Below are 17,064 nucleotides of genomic sequence, written 5' to 3'. Positions count from 1 at the left end.
ACCTATTTTTGTATAATGCTATATTTATAGTAAACAATTCACAAGAAAATATTATTACTAATATTTATATTCCTCCCACTGAGCACCGTATCGATGCTTTAACAGTTTAACTTTAATTTCATCATATGTTTTAACTTTACTACCATCAATCTTAAGGCGAATTTTATTCGAGGTGATATCAACATAATTTCTATTTTCCCCACCCGCAGGGAAAAAATCAAACATAAAATTAGACATGTTTTGTTCTTTTTTCATGAGAGCTCCATACTCACACATGTCATTTATATTTTGTATGTATGGAGTGCCCCCCTGACATGATGGATAATGAAAATCAATTATAGTAAAAAGCGATTTATTGACACTCCTCTGAAAGAACCACTTATTATTTACAATACGATAGGTTAAAGATTTAAATGTATACCAGTGACTTCCTGGAAGAAAAGAGTAAGCTTCATTAAGATTGACAGTAAATACCTTAGTTTCTCCAGAGGAAAGCTTTACCCATTCTGATTTTATATCACAATTATCGCCCATACCAAAATAAAGCTCATCATTGGCATCATCCTCAACAAAATCACATATATTGTTGCGGAAGGACGGAATTTCAGATAGAAACCACTTGTGGATATTAAAAAAGAATCCTCACATAAAGGAGAAAAAAAATAAGGCTCCGATGTGTGTGAGGAGATAGGTAATAATCGTCTATGAATGAAATTTTCGCTACCCCCCAAATTTGTAAAACTTATTTTTGCTAACACACGAGAGTCAATTTGCTTAACGGTTAATCTAACATCAACATCAAACATATTACGATTTGGCAATTTTTCCTCGACTCCGTCAGTGTAATGTGATAACTCAAGTATATTGTCCTCAAGAGTCATCGAATTTAATTTTTGTTCGGAAACATATTGTGCAATAACCTCATCATTGCAGTATCCATGAAATGAAATAAACATTAGCACTGCAATCTTAACTAATCTCAAAATACTTTTCAATATTGTATGCATTATTAAAAACCAGCGGGTCATGTTTTGATTTTAATTCTTTTGCATTGGCAATTTCTCTTTTTTTTCCCAAATCGTTACTGCTTAATCCACCATAATACTGTTCTCCATCCCAGATAATAAAAAGGTGAGATAACTCATGGCATAATGTGGAGACTCGAGAGTTTTCTCCCGTTGGATTTTTACATGTGAAATTTTGTAAGATATCTATAGATATTCTTTCTCGATACTCTAACTTTAAAAGTTCAGCCTTCGACTTATTTTTATACTCACTACTTTGGTATTGGGGCCGATTTAGATCTATATGAGTCGTCTGAGCAGCCGGTATACGGGCTGAACCATTGACTAAATTGGTATAATTTTTAAAATTGCCATATATTAGTTGTACATTATCTTGCGTTCGAGTTTCAATGATCAAGCTATCACAAATCATGATCATTCTGTAAACCCCCTCTTTTATAAAAGTATGTGCGTCAATATTCTTGGTTTGTGGAGTGAAGTTCCCATTATTATCTGACTTTTGACAAGGAGCATAGTGTTCCATTGTTATAATAGCATCACCTGGTAATCCAAATATATCTTCAAAATTTTTCTGATCTGCTGGTGTCCATGCTTCCAGATTTTTCGCTCTGATATTCAATACTCGCTTTGTTTCTTCCAAAGCAGGCGTTATCATGTTGTAAAATTGATCAGTAACCTTTGCTTCTTTTTTACATATATTGCCTTTTTGAGTTACCCCTTGTGAACTTCCTTTGTTATTATTCATAAACACCTCCCTCAATCATATCTATACTTTGATGCAATAGCCTGACTTTTATCGTCAGCTCACTGTCAGTGATAAATATTTCCGTATACCCATCCTTATCCGTTTCCCCTCGCGCTTGTGTGCCGTCCTCAAAAAAGGCAATGTAGCGTGTTTCTGAATACGGTATCCCGTCATCGTCTGTAAAATGAAACTGGAGGGTGTATTTCTCAGGTTCATCCTTATCTTCATTGTCGTTCCCAGAATCATTTCCATCGCCACCACCGACCCCGCCATTGCCTTGCCCGCCCTCTGCACCACCATCTTTATCACTACCTTCATCCGTCAGTGCCTCCAGCACGCCCGGTTGCAGTGTCGGTACCGGAGTCCCCGGACTACCCCCACCATTCAGATTTATCTTCGGCCCCCAGGGAAAGATTACGAAAGCCCGCTCCCCGCAAGGACTGACGCCAGATACTTTCTGTCCATGGCTGCTTTTCGCATCTTACGTCTTAACCCTGCCTTGAATACCTTATCATTCGTCAAAATATTAATAGCGATGTGCCGTATCCCTGAAAATAATTCTGCTGCATTTCCTCTTCTTATTTTGCAGTCGTCTTCATTCATTACCACGTCCAGACGCCAGTGCAGCTTATTCTCCACGTGCCCGTGGTTTCGGATTGCTGTGGCGAACTTCTCTGCGGTTAAATCAGCAGAACTGATATAATATCTGACCGTCATTTCTGGCTCTTTCTTTTGTTCTGCTATTATGGACCGAAAGGAGACTGCCACGCATAATTTCTTCAGCCCTTTCCATTCAAACGTGAAATCAATAAGTTCATCAGGGACATCGCAAACAATATGAAGACGGATTTCTTCTCTGCCGTGACTAAAATGCGAATTATTTAGTACAAAAAAAGCGGCGCACCTTGTTCTTTCCCAGATTCCTAATATGGCAACTTTAAGTTATCGCCGTCTATACTTATAGAAATTTCATCAGGGGTGACGTAAATAGAATTTTTTTCATCCTCAATTGCCCATAACTGATTAATAAAAAAGTGTTTTTTTTCATCTAATAACAAATTATCACATGTAGTAAAATTATTAATATCAAAAAGATCATCAGCACAATTAATTTTTAAATTTAAAAAATAAAGAAAAATATTATTGATTGATTTGAGTGTAAACCACTTGTCATTAACAAATTTATAGCCAGATGATTTTATAAAATAATAATTATCTCCTGGTATAAAGGCATACATATCATTTAAGGTTATACTCAACAAAAAACTACGACCTGGTTTAATAGTATTCCACCGTTCAGGATTCGTATTAATTTCAAAAGGACATGAACCACCTAAGTAGTCCAACGTGATATTCCCAGAGTTGATTCTGAATGGTTTTTTGCATATTGCATCATATTCATCTCCTTTTCCATCTTTTACTTTCATAGGTAGATAATATTTAGAAAAAAAATACGTGGTAGAGCTTTTGTTAGTAAAGGTTATGTTAGCAAAAATCCTGTTATTTTTTTTACTCATAGCTAATTGAGCATTGACATCCGCTATATAATTTATATGATTACATTTTTTCTTACACTCATCATAATTTTCGATAGGATAAATTAATGGCCTTCCTTTGATATCTCTCTCAAGCCCAAACCCGTATTTTTTTATTAAAACCATTTCATCTGCAGTCGATTGAAAGGAATAGAAAAATATAATATTTACGATTGTCATTATTATGATTTTTTTTATAGCTTGCAGCATTAATATATTTCTCGACTTATTAGTTAATGGAGAAGTGCTTTTTCTAATTCCGCTATTTTTTTCTTAACTAAATTGCTTAATATTTCATCATTAATCGAGTCTATCTCACTTTCAATTAATCTTATTTCAAAATATCTTTCTATGTTATATGCATTCTCAAATATTTGATCTTTTTGTTTAGAGATCAGTTTAGTTGCAATACGGATATGTTCGTCATATGAAACTTCATCCTCTTTGCACGTTGAATATTTATCAGTAGTTGTATAATCCTGTGACCACATACCACCTTTTTTATTATCCCTATAATACCACTGAATATGAGACATTTCATGACATAAAGTAGCAACATGAGAATCCTTTCCCGTTACTGGATTTTTTTGCCATCTCTATACTCAAATTTTGCGCCTATGTTAATTATATAGGGCATATCCTTACTTGGGCTGACGAATGCTGCAAATTCATTACAACCTGTATAATTTATAAAACTGCTCATTGTTAAATCATTAGCTATAATCATTAATCTTCTCACACCATCCATCATAAGAAATCTAGCATTCATGCGCCTGCCTGTATTATGTCCATATTTTCTTATATTAACTTCCTTATTTCCTTTAACACCAAAGATCTTACTGAAATCATATTCCTCCTGTGCTCCCCATCTCAAAAGATCATCTGCTCTTTTTATCAAAACCAACTTTTGTGCCTTACGAGCCTTATCAATCATTATTTTAAAATGATCAGTTATTTTTTGCTCTTTCACACATTCTTCTGGCTCTGGCTTTGGTTGTCCAGAAGTTTGATTATTATCGTCCATAGTGTCCTTCCATTGAGAGAAAATCATCATTCGCAAATAGCAACTTCACTTTAATTTCATGTTTGCTAGATACAAAAAAACGCTCTGTATACCCCTCTTCATCCGTTTCTCCGCGGGTCTGCGTGCCATCCTCAAAGAAGGCAATGTAGCGGGTTTCTGAATACGGTATCCCGTCATCGTCTGTAAAATGGAACTGGAGAGTATATTTTTCAGGTTCATCCTCATCGTCACCTCGATCATCACCACCACTTCCGGTCACGCAGTTCCCTCCAGAGTTTTCATTTTCTTCTCCGGAATCACTGCCATCACCACTCTTCTCATCCCCCAGTGTCTTCAGCACCGCCGGTTGCAGCGTCGGTACAGGCGTCCCCGGACTGCCTCCCCCGTTCAGATTTATCTTCGGCCCCACTATATCCACGCCCCCTGAATGGATGACCACAAACGAGCCACCCAACTTCAGGCTTATCCGGCTGCTGCTCTCCAGCACGATATCCCCGTCCACCTTTATCCCCAGCGCACCACTCACCTTCCTCGCCAGGTCCCCCTTCACCACCAGGCTGTGTTTCCCCTCCACCAGACTGATATGGTTCCCCGTCGTCTTATGCTCCTGCTTCCCTTCCACCGTCACTTTACGGTCGTTTCTGACGTACAGACCGTCATCGTGACTCACGCTCACCGTCCGGTCATTCGTCACCTTCAGAGTCTGGTCATTACGTACCGTGATACGCCGGTCGTTCGCCACCGTGATACTCTGGTCGTGGCCCCCCTCTTTTCTGGTACCGACCTGAACCGTCTGACCCTTCACCACCGTTATCTTCTGGTCGTTACCGATGGTTTCCGTATGGTCATGTTTCACATCCGTTGTCCGGTCGTTGAGCACCTCCGTATCCATGTTCTTCTGGGCGTGGATATACACCTGCTCACTGTCCGTCGCATCCTCGAAACGCAGTTCATTAAAGCCGCTTCCTTTATAGGTCTTCGAGCGGATGGTCATCTGCGTCCGCGTGCCCGGTAAATCCCCCGGTGAACGGTTGTCTTCATGGTAGGTCCGCCCCGTCACAATGGGCTGGTCCGGGTCGCCGTTCAGAAAGTCCACTATCACTTCCTGACCCACACGCGGTATCGCCAGGTTACCGAACCCCGGTCCCGCCCATGCCTGCGACACCCGTATCCAGCACGAACTCTCCTCCGTCATCCCGTGATAACGGTCCCAGTGAAACTTCACCCGTACCCGGCCATGCTCGTCGCAGAATATCTCCTCACCCTTCGGCCCGGTCACGATGGCACTCTGCGGGCCGTCCACCTTCGGCTTCGGCAGCGGCGCGTGACGCCACGTCCTGTCTGCCGGTATCACCTCAAACTGATTGCTCAGTGTCGTCCCTTCACCGTGACTCCCGTGCAGCGCCTGCGGCTGTTCTCCCCGCAGTGTGCTTCCCACAACCTGCCATTCCCGGTTCAGCGTCGCTGACGGATGGCCCGTCAGCCGGAACCGCGTTCCCGGCCACAGTCGCGCCGTGTTACACACCCCGCTCGCCGTCTCCGCCCCGTTCCGCCACCCTTCCGTCTGGTAACGCGCAAAATCCTGGCCATGCTGCTCATCCTTGAAACGCCCCGGATAATCAAATATCTCGTACTGCGTTCCCTGTCCGTTCAGGCTCTCCCCGTCATGGCTGTAGTACCCCGGCCACCCCGGCGTTTTGAACGTATAATCCTGCGTCTCCACCGACGCCACGCTTATCTGCGCACGGTAACGGAAGTCGCGGATGTACTCTGTCGTGCCTCCGGTCGTGGTATTCGGGTTAAACGCCAGCGCCCCCATTCCCGTCAGCCCCGCCACGTCATCACACACCGCCAGCTTCTGTTCCGGCCCGTCCTGACTGCAGCGTTCATAAAAGAAGATACCTTCCTCCGCCCACAGCCGGGTCAGGAATGTCAGGTCGCTCTCCCCGTACTGCACGCAGAACTCCCGCGCCGGGTGCGCCTCATAGAACAGCGGCATCCACGCCGTCACCCCGTTCTCTCTCAGAAGCTGTGCTGATATCGTCTGAATGTCCTGCTGCTGGAAGATACGGAAGTTCTGCCGTAACCCTGCCCGCCACAGCGGCGGGCTGATGCTCAGGGAATAACGCATCTGCCAGTCGTTGTTCTCACCGAGCTGCACCTCCGTCACGATACCGCTGACGTAACGCTGCGGGATATCACCCTGCCAGACCGTCAGCACCGCGCTCTTCTCCAGAAAATCCTCCGCCGTCAGGTCGGACAGCCCGCTGGCGATATCCACATCCAGGATGAACGGTGTGCAGTGGTGCTGGTACAGACGGAAGCTCACCACCGCCGTCGCCATCTCCACGATACCGTCCACCGACAGCGTGAAACGTAATCCTTCTGAGGACATATAAACCCCATAGCTACCGCACTCATGGTGCAAACCCTACAGAATTATAAGAAAGACTTAAGTGAGATATCCGTCAGATAGCAACTATTAGGAAAATATTTATATACATTTCATGAATACATTCATTAATACCGAGATGTTTTTGTCTATATAAACAGAGCAAGCTAACGTCCTCACTCCATGAAAGAAACTACGTAGGGGCCTTTCGGTCCATAACAACTTTTTCCCTGTTATATCCTGACGTTCTGGTCTACTGGTGTAGTCATGCATATTGCAACGTTCTACCCATGGAAAGATAAATAAAGCCAGCTCTCCGCAAGGACTGAAGCGAGGTGCTTTCTGTCCATAGCTGCTTTTCGCAACTTACTCCTTAACCCAACACTGAATTTCTTATGATTTGTCACAGTATGAACTTTTAATTTCATACATTGCTCTTTAGTCAATAGAAGAAAAATAAGGACCCTCTCCCAAACGACACAAATAACCTGCAAATGGGAAATGACTTATTACTTAGAAATTTGCAGAGATATAAATCACGAGATATATCCACCTTTTGAGTTAACAGTTACAGACGTTATAACATTATCTTTTATCCAGATATCAACAAAAAAGTCCTTACCACAATAAAGACATTCACAATATCCTTCAGAGATAAAGTTGTCCTTAAGTTTATTTCTGGTTATATTAATAAGTTTATCGCCAGGATTGTAATGTACTAAATTTCCAGATGGCACAAACATCTCAATTTCACACTGTCCTGACGTTCCACATCGAGGGCAAACGCACCATGCTTTCAATAAATCATAATTCGACATTATATTACCTTAATTTATTTCACATTAGCATCCCCCCTTGCAAACCACAACTAAACTATTCCCATAAAATACAACGAGATAATTTTACTGTTAAACATACATTCACAAAACTCAGGGGAAGAAAAATGACCATCAGTCAAAAATAAAGATAGTTTGCTTAGGGCGAAATCTATTGAATCAAGCGACAAGTATAATTTTATTACTAGTGAGTCCTGTATCAGGACATCATCTTCATTGGACGATTGTAAAAGTAGTAAATTTTTATACGCTACAGGTGATATGTTTTCCAGTCTGATAGGTTTGCTTGCTCCCGTCTCCAATAAACTATAAAGAGCACAAACCATCTCATGAGCATCATCTTTCTCAAAATGTAAATGAAACCCGCCCAGAGATTTATTAGCAATCATAATACGTTTCTAAAGTTGATTTGAAATTTTGCATTTCATGCTCATCAAAAAAATAAATATATTTTAACTACAAAGCAAACATCACAGCGCATAGCGGTTAATATTCTACCTTAACGACTTTCATTCCTCTTTCAATCATACCATTAATTAATTGATAATACTCTTTATCCCCTACATCTACTATTAGAACATGTCCGGTAAGTTCATTGATGAATAAATACTCAGGTTCCTCATCTGTACCAGCATTTGAAATAACCCAACCTGGATCAGTACCATCTATAAAAAACTCCCACTCTTTAAAATTAACACTCATTTAATCCTCCTTTTTATACTCGCAAGAAAAGGAGAGTATCGTTTCTAACTCTGAAATAAAAGTATGATAAAAGACAGGACCTGGCCTCATTGAATGTTATTTCTCAATTCTTGATAGTTTTTGCCGGATGCGGCTTGAACGCTTATCTGGCCTACACAATCTTGCAAAATCAATATATTGCACGCTCTTCGTAGACCAGATAAGCGTAGCGCATCAGGCAATCTAACACCTGTCATCACCCCGCAAACTGCCTGAACAGCGCCTTACCCTTAACCAGTCGCGCACCCAACCAGCCGCCGAAAAGCGACAGCAGCAGTGCACCGCTACAAGGCAGAACAATCCACAATCGCCAGTCTGGCTCCCACGGGAAATCAAACACTTTTGATTGCAGTACCGCCAGTGCCGTTTCCGCACCAATTGCGGCCACCAGGCCGGAGACAAACCCGAGCATGGCGAACTCACACCACAATGTCGTGCGCAGCAGTTTTTTGCCCGCACCGAGAGTGCGCCACACCACCAGCTCCTGATGACGCTGACGCATTCCCACCTGCACCTGTGCCAGCAACAGCAACATACCGCAGGCGGTGACCAGCACCACCATCACTTCCAGCGCCCGACTTACCTGCTCCAGCACCTGACCGACCTGTTTTAAAATCGCGCCAATGTCTAACAGGCTAATGGTCGGGAACTGGCGGTTGAGTTGCGTCAACATGCCGTTGCCATTCTCCCAGCGGAAACTGGTAAGCCAGCTCTGCGGTTGCCCGTCTAATGCCCCTTCCGGGAAAATAAAATAGAAATTAGGCCGCAGACTTTCCCAGTCCACTTTGCGCAGGCTGGTCACTTTAGCGCGGAACTCCTGGGTATCGCCCATAAAGGTGACGGTATCGCCGAGGGTAACATTTAAGCGTTTCGCCAGCCCCTCTTCCATCGATACTTCATCGGCTTTTGGCGGCCAGTTACCAGCGACAATCGGATTATGATCGGGCCGCGTATTTTGCCAGGTGAGATTGAGTTCGCGGTTGAGCGCCTCATCTTCATTGCCTTCTGTCGGCTTGCCGTTAATCGCCGTCAGCCGCGCCCGCACCACCGGATAAAACGATTCCGGGACTATCTGATGTTCCGCGAGGAACGCTTTTAGCGGAGTAACCTGTTCTGTGGCGATGTTGATTAAAAAGTAGTTCGGGCTTTCTGGCGGTAGCTGCTGCTGCCAGCGGTCGAGCAGATCGCCACGCAACACCAGCAGCAGTGCCAGCAGCATAAAGGAGAGCGAAAATGCCGAAAGCTGGCTTAACGTTGACCACGGCTGACGTAACAGGCGGCTAACCGCCAGGCGCAGAGGTAGCGATTTCAGCGTCATGCGGCGAAGTACATTCAGCAGCATCCAGCCCAGGACACCGCACAGCAAAGCCAGTGCTACCGCGCCCGCCAGCACCGCCCAGAGCAGCATACTGCCGCCCATCAGTCCGGCGAGCAGTAGCACAACCACCACACTGACAATCGGCAGATAAAACTTGAGCGGCCAGATGTTCGCTACCACATCATTTCGTAATACCCGTAAAGGCTGCGTTGCCAGCAACAGTCGGTATGGTCGCAGCCCTACCAGCAGCGAGATGACGGTCATGGTGCCGAGCGCCCACAGCCACGGCCAGAGGCTGGCAGGCGGTAGTGCGGCTGGCAGCACGGGTTTGAGCAGTACCATCAACACGTTTTCGAACAACAGACCTATAGCCCCGCCGGTAACGGCTGAAAGTACCAGCACCATCAACCACTGACCGACAATTAACTTACGCAATTGCGCTCGCCCTGCTCCCAGCGTTTTGAGGATCGCCACCAAGTCGTAGCGACTGCGACAGTAATGATTCATCGCCACCGCGACCGCCGCCACCGCCAGCAGCAAGGTCAGAAGCGCCGAAAGCAGCAGGAACTGTTGCGAGCGTTCCATTGAGCGCCCCAGCGCGCCTTCGTCCTGTTCCAGACCGTACCAGCGTTGTTCGGGTTTAAGCTGAGGTAACAACCATTTCTCATAGCCGTCGAGCTGGTTCTCGCTGCCGCCGAATTTATAGCGCCAGGTGACCCGACTCCCCGGCTGCACGGCTCCGGTTTTATCGACATCCGCCAGATTCATCATCAGACGCGGAGCCATCTGGAAGGGGTTAAAACCGGAATCCGGTTCCTGAATCACTTCTCCGGCAATCCGCAAGGTGGCATCGCCCACGTCAATGGTGTCGCCTGTTTTCAGGTTAAGCAGTGCCATCAGGCGTGGGGCCAGCAATACGCTGCCCGCCTGCGGTTTCAGGCCAGGGGGATTGGTTTGCAGATCGCCATACATCGGGTAGATATCATCCACCGCTTTAACATTCGCCAGCTGCGGCGTATCGCCCGCAAAAGTCATCGTGGCGAAAGTCAGCTGCTTGCCGACTTTCAGGCCGCGCTTTTGCGCTTCCTCCAGCCACGCTTGCGGCACTTCGCGTGAACTGCGCAACGCCCGATCGCCCGCCATAAACTCACGGCTTTGCTGGCTTAAGCCCTTCTCCATGCGATCGCTGATATTGCCCAGCGCCAGCACGCAGGCCACCGCCAGGCTTAGCGCCAGCCAGACAATTAATAGCGACGGCGAGCGCCATTCGCGCCAGAACCAACGTGCAATCATGCTTCCTCCTGCAACTGCCCGTTCACCAGCCGTAAGCAGCGGTCGCAACGTGCCGCCAGTTGAAGGTCGTGGGTCACCATAATCAACGTGGTGCCATGTTCACGGTTGAGAGAAAACAGCAGGTCGGCAATTTTATCGCCTGTCTGGCGGTCAAGGTTGCCGGTGGGTTCGTCGGCAAACAGCACATCAGGCCGACCGTTAAAGGCACGCGCCAGCGCCACTCGTTGCTGTTCGCCGCCGGAAAGCTGTGCCGGAAGATGATCAAGACGTTTACCCAGCCCTAACTGTTCGAGCAACGCTTTCGCCCCATTACGACTTTCCACGCTACTCTCACCGCGCAGCAGCGCCGGAAGCTCGACGTTTTCCAGCGCGTTAAGGGTAGGAATTAACATAAATGACTGAAAAACAAAGCCTACGTGCTTCGCGCGCAACTTTGCCCGCGCTTCTTCGTCCATATTATGTAGCGGTTGTCCCACCAGATTTACTTCGCCACTGCTGCCGTCATCCAGTCCGGCGAGGATCGCCAGCAACGTTGACTTACCCGATCCCGACTCGCCTACCAGCGCGATGGTCTCGCCACGTTTGACAACCAGCTCAACTCCGGTGAGGATGGAGAGTTCATGCTCCCCCTGACCGACGGACTTCTTAAGATGATGAACTTCAACAATGTTTTCCGCTGGCATTTGCCCTTCCTGTTCCTGGTCCTGTTAACCTTCCGTGCCGCCGCAGCGGACACGTTATTGATTCTGGGTGATAGCCTGAGCGCCGGGTATCGAATGTCTGCCAGCGCGGCCTGGCCTGCCTTGTTGAATGATAAGTGGCAGAGTAAAACGTCGGTAGTCAATGCCAGCATCAGCGGCGACACCTCGCAACAAGGGCTGGCGCGCCTTCCGGCTCTGCTGAAACAGCATCAGCCGCGCTGGGTGCTGGTAGAACTGGGCGGCAATGACGGTTTGCGTGGTTTTCAGCCACAGCAAACCGAGCAAACGCTGCGCCAGATTTTGCAGGATGTCAAAGCCGCCAACGCTGAACCATTGTTAATGCAAATACGTCTGCCTGCAAACTATGGTCGCCGTTATAATGAAGCCTTTAGCGCCATTTACCCCAAACTCGCCAAAGAGTTTGATGTTCCGCTGCTGCCCTTTTTTATGGAAGAGGTCTACCTCAAGCCACAATGGATGCAGGATGACGGTATTCATCCCAACCGCGACGCCCAGCCGTTTATTGCCGACTGGATGGCGAAGCAGTTGCAGCCTTTAGTAAATCATGACTCATAAAGCAACGGAGATCCTGACAGGTAAAGTTATGCAAAAATCGGTCTTAATTACCGGATGTTCCAGTGGTATTGGCCTGGAAAGCGCGCTCGAATTAAAACGCCAGGGTTTTCATGTGCTGGCAGGTTGCCGGAAACCGGATGATGTTGAGCGCATGAACAGCATGGGATTTACCGGCGTGTTGATCGATCTGGATTCGCCAGAAAATGTTGATCGCGCAGCCGACGAAGTGATCGCTCTGACCGATAATTGTCTGTATGGGATCTTTAACAATGCCGGATTCGGCATGTATGGCCCCCTTTCCACCATCAGCCGTGCGCAGATGGAACAGCAGTTTTCTGCCAACTTTTTCGGCGCACACCAGCTCACCATGCGCCTGTTACCCGCGATGTTGCCGCACGGTGAAGGGCGTATTGTGATGACCTCATCGGTGATGGGATTAATCTCCACGCCGGGTCGCGGCGCTTACGCAGCCAGTAAATATGCGCTGGAGGCGTGGTCGGATGCGCTGCGCATGGAGCTGCGCCACAGCGGAATTAAAGTTAGCCTGATCGAACCCGGTCCTATTCGCACTCGCTTCACCGACAACGTCAACCAGACGCAAAGCGATAAGCCGGTCGAAAACCCCGGCATCGCCGCCCGCTTTACGTTGGGGCCGGAAGCGGTGGTCGACAAAGTGCGCCATGCTTTTATTAGCGAGAAGCCGAAGATGCGCTATCCGGTGACGCTGGTGACCTGGGCGGTAATGGTGCTCAAACGCCTGCTGCCGGGGCGCTTGATGGACAAAATATTGCAGGGGTGAGTTGAAGCCCGCGCTTAAGCCCCCATGTCAAAGAAAATATCGACAACAGAGAGCGACTCCATGTCCGTAGAAAATATTGTCAACATTAACGAATCTAATCTGCAACAGGTTCTTGAACAGTCGATGACCACACCGGTGCTGTTCTATTTTTGGTCTGAACGTAGCCAGCACTGTTTGCAGTTAACCCCAATTCTGGAAAGCCTCGCGGCGCAGTACAACGGGCAATTTATTCTGGCGAAGCTGGACTGCGACGCGGAGCAGATGATTGCCGCCCAGTTTGGTCTGCGCGCGATTCCGACCGTGTATCTGTTCCAGAACGGGCAACCGGTAGACGGCTTCCAGGGGCCGCAACCGGAAGAGGCGATCCGCGCCCTGCTGGATAAAGTGCTGCCGCGCGAAGAAGAGCTGAAAGCGCAGCAGGCGATGCAACTGATGCAGGAAGGCAATTACACCGATGCCCTGCCATTGCTGAAAGACGCCTGGCAGCTGTCAAGTCAGAACGGGGAGATCGGCCTGCTGCTGGCAGAAACGCTGATTGCGCTGAACCGTTCTGAAGATGCAGAAGCCGTGCTGAAAACCATTCCTTTGCAGGATCAGGACACCCGCTACCAGGGGCTGGTGGCGCAAATTGAACTGCTGAAGCAGGCGGCTGATACGCCGGAAATTCAACAGTTGCAACAGCAGGTGGCAGAGAATCCAGAAGATGCCGCACTGGCGACGCAACTGGCACTGCAACTGCATCAGGTTGGGCGCAATGAAGAGGCACTGGAGTTGCTGTTTGGGCATCTGCGTAAAGATCTCACCGCAGCAGACGGTCAGACACGTAAAACGTTCCAGGAGATCCTTGCTGCGCTGGGTACGGGTGATGCACTGGCGTCGAAGTATCGCCGCCAGCTGTATGCGTTGTTGTATTGATTTTCCGTTGAAATGCGATGCTGTGCTGGTTTGTAGGCCTGATAAGACGCGCCAGCGTCGCATCAGGCATCCGCGCATAGCCGCCGGATGCGGCGTGAACGCCTTATCCGGCCTACCAAACCGTGCTAATTCAATATTTATTTCTTCGTCAATTGCGTCACCACCAACTGGTGGCGCGAATTATAAAACTTACGATAGGTTAAATAGCAGGCAATAATGGTCGACAAGCTGGCGGTTGAGAGCAGCATAAAGGTCACCATAATCTGATATTTAATCGCCTTCACCGGATCAATCCCGGCAAATATCAGCCCGGACATCATTCCCGGTAAACTCACTAAGCCTACCGTTTTTGCTGAATCGACCGTCGGAATTAAAGCCGCGCGAATACTGTCGCGAATCAATATCGCTGAAGCCTGTTTCGGCGTCGCGCCAAGACTCAGTTTCTCCTGAATCTGTTGTTGTTCGCTAATCACCCGTTGCCCTAAATTGTTGTAACACAGCCCTACCGCCACCATCGCGTTACCAGCAATCATCCCGGCAATAGGAATCACCTGCATCGGGATAAACTCAATCGACCCTGAGAGAATCAGCACCGCCAGGGTAATTCCTGCCCCGACCGTAATGGCAATAAACGATGAGATAAAAGCTTTAGCAATATATTTACTGCGTTTTTGCGCGTTCCACGCCGCATTAAAGCAGATAAATAACACCATCAATAATGTCAGGCTGGCATCATCCACGCTGAAAATATACTTCAGCACATAGCCGACAATAATCAGCTGAATTATCGCGCGCCCGACGCTCCAGAGAATATCTTTCTCCAGCGCCAGTTTTTCTTTATGGCTAATTAAGATTGCCACCACCACCAGCATCAATGCCAGTGCTAATGATTCATTAGTAATATTATGCGAGTTCATAGCGTGCTTCCTGCATTTCTCCGGCATGCGGTTGCAGTGTAATCACTTTATCCGCATGATTAATTTCGTCTTTATCGTGTGTCACCCACAGCACGGCAATATTTTGCTCGCGCACATAACGGTGGATCATCTCATTAACGTTATGTTTATTACTTTCATCCAGCGCACTGGTGATTTCGTCGAGCAATAAAACCTTCGGCATAAATTGCAGGTTACGAATCAATGAGATGCGTTGTTTTTCACCACCAGATAGCTCGGCGATATTCTTCGTCAAAATGCTGTCCGGTAAAGCGAAGCGTTCAAGAAAATCGAGAAAAATGGCCGGGTCAGGCTGCTGGTTACGGATCTGCCAGGGAAAAATCAGGTTATCGTATACCGTATCGCCAAACAGCGTCGGCGTCTGGGCGCAGTAAGATACTTGCTGGCGGTAGATTTCTGGCTTGAGTGTACTGACATCCTCACCTTCAAACAGCAACGTTCCGCTGGTTGGGCTGATTAATGAAGCAACAATTTTCAGCAGCGTACTTTTGCCACAACCGGAAGGGCCGGTAATTAACTTAAATTCGCCAGCACGTAGCGAAAAATTGATGTTATTAAGAATCTTCGTATCACCCGCCAGATATCCTACGTTTTGTAGCTGAAGCAAAGGACTATTTTCCTGCATCGCTGTTCCCTTTTTCTGATTTTTACTAAAAACAGTTTATCCTTCGCAGGAATAAGGGGGAACTCTCTTTCAGTAATCAGGTATAATTTGTTTAATCAAGCAGCAATTTTGCTGATTATGGACGGTACAACAGGAGGTTTTTCCGATGCTTATCTTTATCCCGATTCTCATTTTTGTCGCGCTGGTCATTGTCGGCGCGGGTGTTAAAATCGTGCCGCAGGGCTATCAATGGACGGTAGAACGCTTTGGTCGCTATACCAAAACGTTACAGCCGGGGCTCAGTCTGGTCGTGCCGTTTATGGATCGCATTGGTCGTAAGATCAATATGATGGAGCAAGTGCTCGATATCCCTTCTCAGGAAGTTATCTCGAAAGATAACGCCAACGTTACCATCGACGCCGTGTGCTTTATTCAGGTGATTGATGCCCCGCGCGCGGCTTATGAAGTCAGCAATCTGGAGCTGGCGATCATCAATCTGACCATGACTAACATCCGTACCGTACTGGGTTCAATGGAACTTGATGAAATGCTCTCTCAGCGCGACAGCATCAACTCACGCCTGCTGCGTATTGTCGATGAGGCCACCAACCCGTGGGGGATTAAAGTCACCCGTATTGAAATTCGCGACGTGCGCCCACCGGCAGAGCTTATCTCTTCGATGAACGCGCAGATGAAAGCGGAACGTACCAAACGCGCTTACATCCTTGAAGCGGAAGGGATCCGTCAGGCGGAAATCCTCAAAGCCGAAGGTGAAAAACAGTCGCAAATCCTGAAAGCGGAAGGTGAACGTCAGTCGGCATTCTTACAGGCCGAAGCGCGTGAACGTTCTGCCGAAGCGGAAGCCCGCGCCACCAAAATGGTGTCTGAAGCCATCGCCTCCGGTGATATTCAGGCGGTGAACTACTTCGTAGCGCAGAAATACACCGAAGCGTTACAGCAGATCGGTTCGTCCAGTAACAGCAAAGTGGTGATGATGCCATTAGAGGCCAGCAGCCTGATGGGGTCGATTGCCGGGATTGCTGAGCTGGTGAAAGACAGCGCCAACAAACGGACTCAACCATGATGGAGTTAATGGTCGTTCATCCACATATTTTCTGGCTAAGTCTCGGCGGTTTGCTGCTGGCAGCCGAGATGTTGGGCGGCAATGGTTATCTGTTGTGGAGCGGCGTGGCAGCGGTGATTACCGGCCTGGTGGTCTGGTTGCTGCCGCTGGGCTGGGAGTGGCAAGGGGTGATGTTTGCCATCCTGACGCTGCTCGCCGCCTGGCTGTGGTGGAAATGGTTGTCGCGACGGGTTCGCGAACAAAAGCACAGCGACAGTCATCTTAACCAGCGCGGGCAGCAGCTGATTGGCCGACGTTTTGTGCTGGAATCACCGCTGGTCAATGGGCGAGGTCATATGCGCGTCGGCGACAGTTCATGGCCTGTCAGCGCCAGCGAGGATTTATCCGCAGGTACGCATGTTGAGGTGATTGCGATAGAAGGGATAACGCTGATTATCCGTGCGGTCATCGCCTGACGCGTCTTATCATACCTGGAAATCTGTACCAAAACCCATGCCGGATAAGGCGCTCGCGCCGCATC

General features: G+C 47.7%; 16 protein-coding genes and 3 pseudogenes. 5 read left to right on the top strand and 14 right to left on the bottom strand.

Features of this window, described 5'->3' with window-relative positions:
* Nucleotides 1–57: 57 nt before the first annotated feature.
* The 12 genes and pseudogenes from QUF14_RS02905 to ybbA all read right to left on the bottom strand — a co-directional run bounded on the left by QUF14_RS02905 (nt 58) and on the right by ybbA (nt 11,592).
* Nucleotides 58–534, bottom strand: a complete 477-nt coding sequence (locus QUF14_RS02905) for a hypothetical protein (RefSeq protein ID WP_249822547.1) — start codon at nt 532–534, stop codon at nt 58–60.
* A complete protein-coding gene (locus QUF14_RS02900; protein ID WP_286333324.1) occupies nt 513–995 on the bottom strand; it encodes a hypothetical protein in 483 nt (160 codons plus the stop codon). Before QUF14_RS02900 ends, QUF14_RS02905 begins: the two co-directional genes overlap by 22 nt.
* A complete protein-coding gene (locus QUF14_RS02895) occupies nt 970–1,770 on the bottom strand; it encodes a M35 family metalloendopeptidase (protein ID WP_001063571.1) in 801 nt (266 codons plus the stop codon). Before QUF14_RS02895 ends, QUF14_RS02900 begins: the two co-directional genes overlap by 26 nt.
* Nucleotides 1,763–2,107 carry a hypothetical protein gene (locus QUF14_RS02890; RefSeq protein WP_000888476.1) on the bottom strand — a complete coding sequence of 115 codons (345 nt, stop codon included), beginning with the start codon at nt 2,105–2,107 and terminating at the stop codon, nt 1,763–1,765. Before QUF14_RS02890 ends, QUF14_RS02895 begins: the two co-directional genes overlap by 8 nt.
* A gap of 77 nt (nt 2,108–2,184) precedes the next feature.
* Nucleotides 2,185–2,646, bottom strand: a pseudogene (locus tag QUF14_RS02885) (ISAs1 family transposase); the annotation flags it as partial.
* A gap of 47 nt (nt 2,647–2,693) precedes the next feature.
* Complete coding sequence (locus tag QUF14_RS02880) at nt 2,694–3,515, bottom strand: hypothetical protein (protein ID WP_001355187.1); 822 nt, start codon at nt 3,513–3,515, stop codon at nt 2,694–2,696.
* Between the two features lie 23 nt (nt 3,516–3,538).
* Nucleotides 3,539–4,329: pseudogene (locus tag QUF14_RS28855) on the bottom strand (M35 family metalloendopeptidase).
* Nucleotides 4,319–6,724: a type VI secretion system tip protein TssI/VgrG gene (tssI, locus tag QUF14_RS02865; protein WP_286333317.1), complete on the bottom strand. Its 2,406-nt coding sequence runs from the start codon at nt 6,722–6,724 to the stop codon at nt 4,319–4,321. Before tssI ends, QUF14_RS28855 begins: the two are co-directional and overlap by 11 nt.
* A gap of 281 nt (nt 6,725–7,005) precedes the next feature.
* Nucleotides 7,006–7,125 (bottom strand): annotated as a pseudogene (locus tag QUF14_RS28980) (hypothetical protein); the annotation flags it as partial.
* Nucleotides 7,126–8,043: 918 nt separating this feature from the next.
* Complete coding sequence (locus tag QUF14_RS02860) at nt 8,044–8,259, bottom strand: hypothetical protein (protein ID WP_000115621.1); 216 nt, start codon at nt 8,257–8,259, stop codon at nt 8,044–8,046.
* A gap of 235 nt (nt 8,260–8,494) precedes the next feature.
* A complete protein-coding gene (gene ybbP / locus QUF14_RS02855; protein WP_000561893.1) occupies nt 8,495–10,909 on the bottom strand; it encodes a putative ABC transporter permease subunit YbbP in 2,415 nt (804 codons plus the stop codon).
* A complete protein-coding gene (gene ybbA, locus QUF14_RS02850) occupies nt 10,906–11,592 on the bottom strand; it encodes a putative ABC transporter ATP-binding protein YbbA (protein WP_001110563.1) in 687 nt (228 codons plus the stop codon). The genes ybbP and ybbA overlap by 4 nt, the downstream gene beginning before the upstream one ends.
* On the opposite strand from ybbA, the gene tesA reads away from it, so the two are divergent.
* The 3 genes from tesA to cnoX are packed head-to-tail and all read left to right on the top strand — an operon-like array spanning nt 11,563 to nt 13,900.
* Nucleotides 11,563–12,186 (top strand): multifunctional acyl-CoA thioesterase I/protease I/lysophospholipase L1, encoded by a 624-nt coding sequence (gene tesA, locus QUF14_RS02845; protein ID WP_001295836.1) that lies wholly within the window; start codon nt 11,563–11,565, stop codon nt 12,184–12,186. The two genes, ybbA and tesA, sit on opposite strands and share 30 nt — an antisense overlap.
* Entirely contained in the window at nt 12,176–12,985 is an 810-nt protein-coding gene (ybbO, locus tag QUF14_RS02840) for an NADP(+)-dependent aldehyde reductase (RefSeq protein WP_000148951.1), read from the top strand. Before tesA ends, ybbO begins: the two co-directional genes overlap by 11 nt.
* Nucleotides 12,986–13,045: 60 nt before the next feature.
* Nucleotides 13,046–13,900 (top strand): chaperedoxin, encoded by an 855-nt coding sequence (gene cnoX, locus QUF14_RS02835; protein ID WP_024211993.1) that lies wholly within the window; start codon nt 13,046–13,048, stop codon nt 13,898–13,900.
* A 137-nt stretch (nt 13,901–14,037) separates the two neighbouring features.
* On the opposite strand, the gene fetB is transcribed toward cnoX, so the two are convergent.
* Entirely contained in the window at nt 14,038–14,817 is a 780-nt protein-coding gene (fetB, locus tag QUF14_RS02830) for an iron efflux ABC transporter permease subunit FetB (protein WP_001353389.1), read from the bottom strand.
* The gene (gene fetA, locus QUF14_RS02825) at nt 14,804–15,481 is read right to left on the bottom strand and encodes an iron efflux ABC transporter ATP-binding subunit FetA (RefSeq protein ID WP_001157551.1); all 678 of its coding nucleotides are present in this window, start codon (nt 15,479–15,481) and stop codon (nt 14,804–14,806) included. Before fetA ends, fetB begins: the two co-directional genes overlap by 14 nt.
* A 145-nt stretch (nt 15,482–15,626) precedes the next feature.
* Between fetA and QUF14_RS02820 the strand changes: the two genes are divergently transcribed.
* Both QUF14_RS02820 and QUF14_RS02815 read left to right on the top strand, forming a co-directional pair.
* Entirely contained in the window at nt 15,627–16,544 is a 918-nt protein-coding gene (locus QUF14_RS02820) for an SPFH domain-containing protein (RefSeq protein ID WP_000904502.1), read from the top strand.
* Complete coding sequence (locus tag QUF14_RS02815) at nt 16,541–16,999, top strand: NfeD family protein (RefSeq protein ID WP_000970315.1); 459 nt, start codon at nt 16,541–16,543, stop codon at nt 16,997–16,999. Before QUF14_RS02820 ends, QUF14_RS02815 begins: the two co-directional genes overlap by 4 nt.
* Nucleotides 17,000–17,064: the final 65 nt, after the last annotated feature.

Source organism: Escherichia sp. HH091_1A (assembly GCF_030295175.1).
GTDB classification, from domain to species: Bacteria; Pseudomonadota; Gammaproteobacteria; order Enterobacterales; family Enterobacteriaceae; genus Escherichia; species Escherichia coli_F.
This window is presented reverse-complemented; position numbering and strand designations above follow the sequence as displayed.

What these genes read in the sequence shown, in the direction of transcription:
- QUF14_RS02880 (WP_001355187.1), bottom strand. Translation starts at nt 3,515, where the DNA reads ATGCTGCAAGCTATAAAAAAAATCATAATAATGACAATCGTAAATATT.
- tesA (WP_001295836.1), top strand. Translation starts at nt 11,563, where the DNA reads ATGAACTTCAACAATGTTTTCCGCTGGCATTTGCCCTTCCTGTTCCTG.
- fetB (WP_001353389.1), bottom strand. Translation starts at nt 14,817, where the DNA reads ATGAACTCGCATAATATTACTAATGAATCATTAGCACTGGCATTGATG.
- ybbA (WP_001110563.1), bottom strand. Translation starts at nt 11,592, where the DNA reads ATGCCAGCGGAAAACATTGTTGAAGTTCATCATCTTAAGAAGTCCGTC.
- QUF14_RS02860 (WP_000115621.1), bottom strand. Translation starts at nt 8,259, where the DNA reads ATGAGTGTTAATTTTAAAGAGTGGGAGTTTTTTATAGATGGTACTGAT.
- tssI (WP_286333317.1), bottom strand. Translation starts at nt 6,724, where the DNA reads ATGTCCTCAGAAGGATTACGTTTCACGCTGTCGGTGGACGGTATCGTG.
- QUF14_RS02905 (WP_249822547.1), bottom strand. Translation starts at nt 534, where the DNA reads ATGGGCGATAATTGTGATATAAAATCAGAATGGGTAAAGCTTTCCTCT.
- ybbO (WP_000148951.1), top strand. Translation starts at nt 12,176, where the DNA reads ATGACTCATAAAGCAACGGAGATCCTGACAGGTAAAGTTATGCAAAAA.
- QUF14_RS02820 (WP_000904502.1), top strand. Translation starts at nt 15,627, where the DNA reads ATGCTTATCTTTATCCCGATTCTCATTTTTGTCGCGCTGGTCATTGTC.
- fetA (WP_001157551.1), bottom strand. Translation starts at nt 15,481, where the DNA reads ATGCAGGAAAATAGTCCTTTGCTTCAGCTACAAAACGTAGGATATCTG.
- ybbP (WP_000561893.1), bottom strand. Translation starts at nt 10,909, where the DNA reads ATGATTGCACGTTGGTTCTGGCGCGAATGGCGCTCGCCGTCGCTATTA.
- QUF14_RS02895 (WP_001063571.1), bottom strand. Translation starts at nt 1,770, where the DNA reads ATGAATAATAACAAAGGAAGTTCACAAGGGGTAACTCAAAAAGGCAAT.
- QUF14_RS02815 (WP_000970315.1), top strand. Translation starts at nt 16,541, where the DNA reads ATGATGGAGTTAATGGTCGTTCATCCACATATTTTCTGGCTAAGTCTC.
- cnoX (WP_024211993.1), top strand. Translation starts at nt 13,046, where the DNA reads ATGTCCGTAGAAAATATTGTCAACATTAACGAATCTAATCTGCAACAG.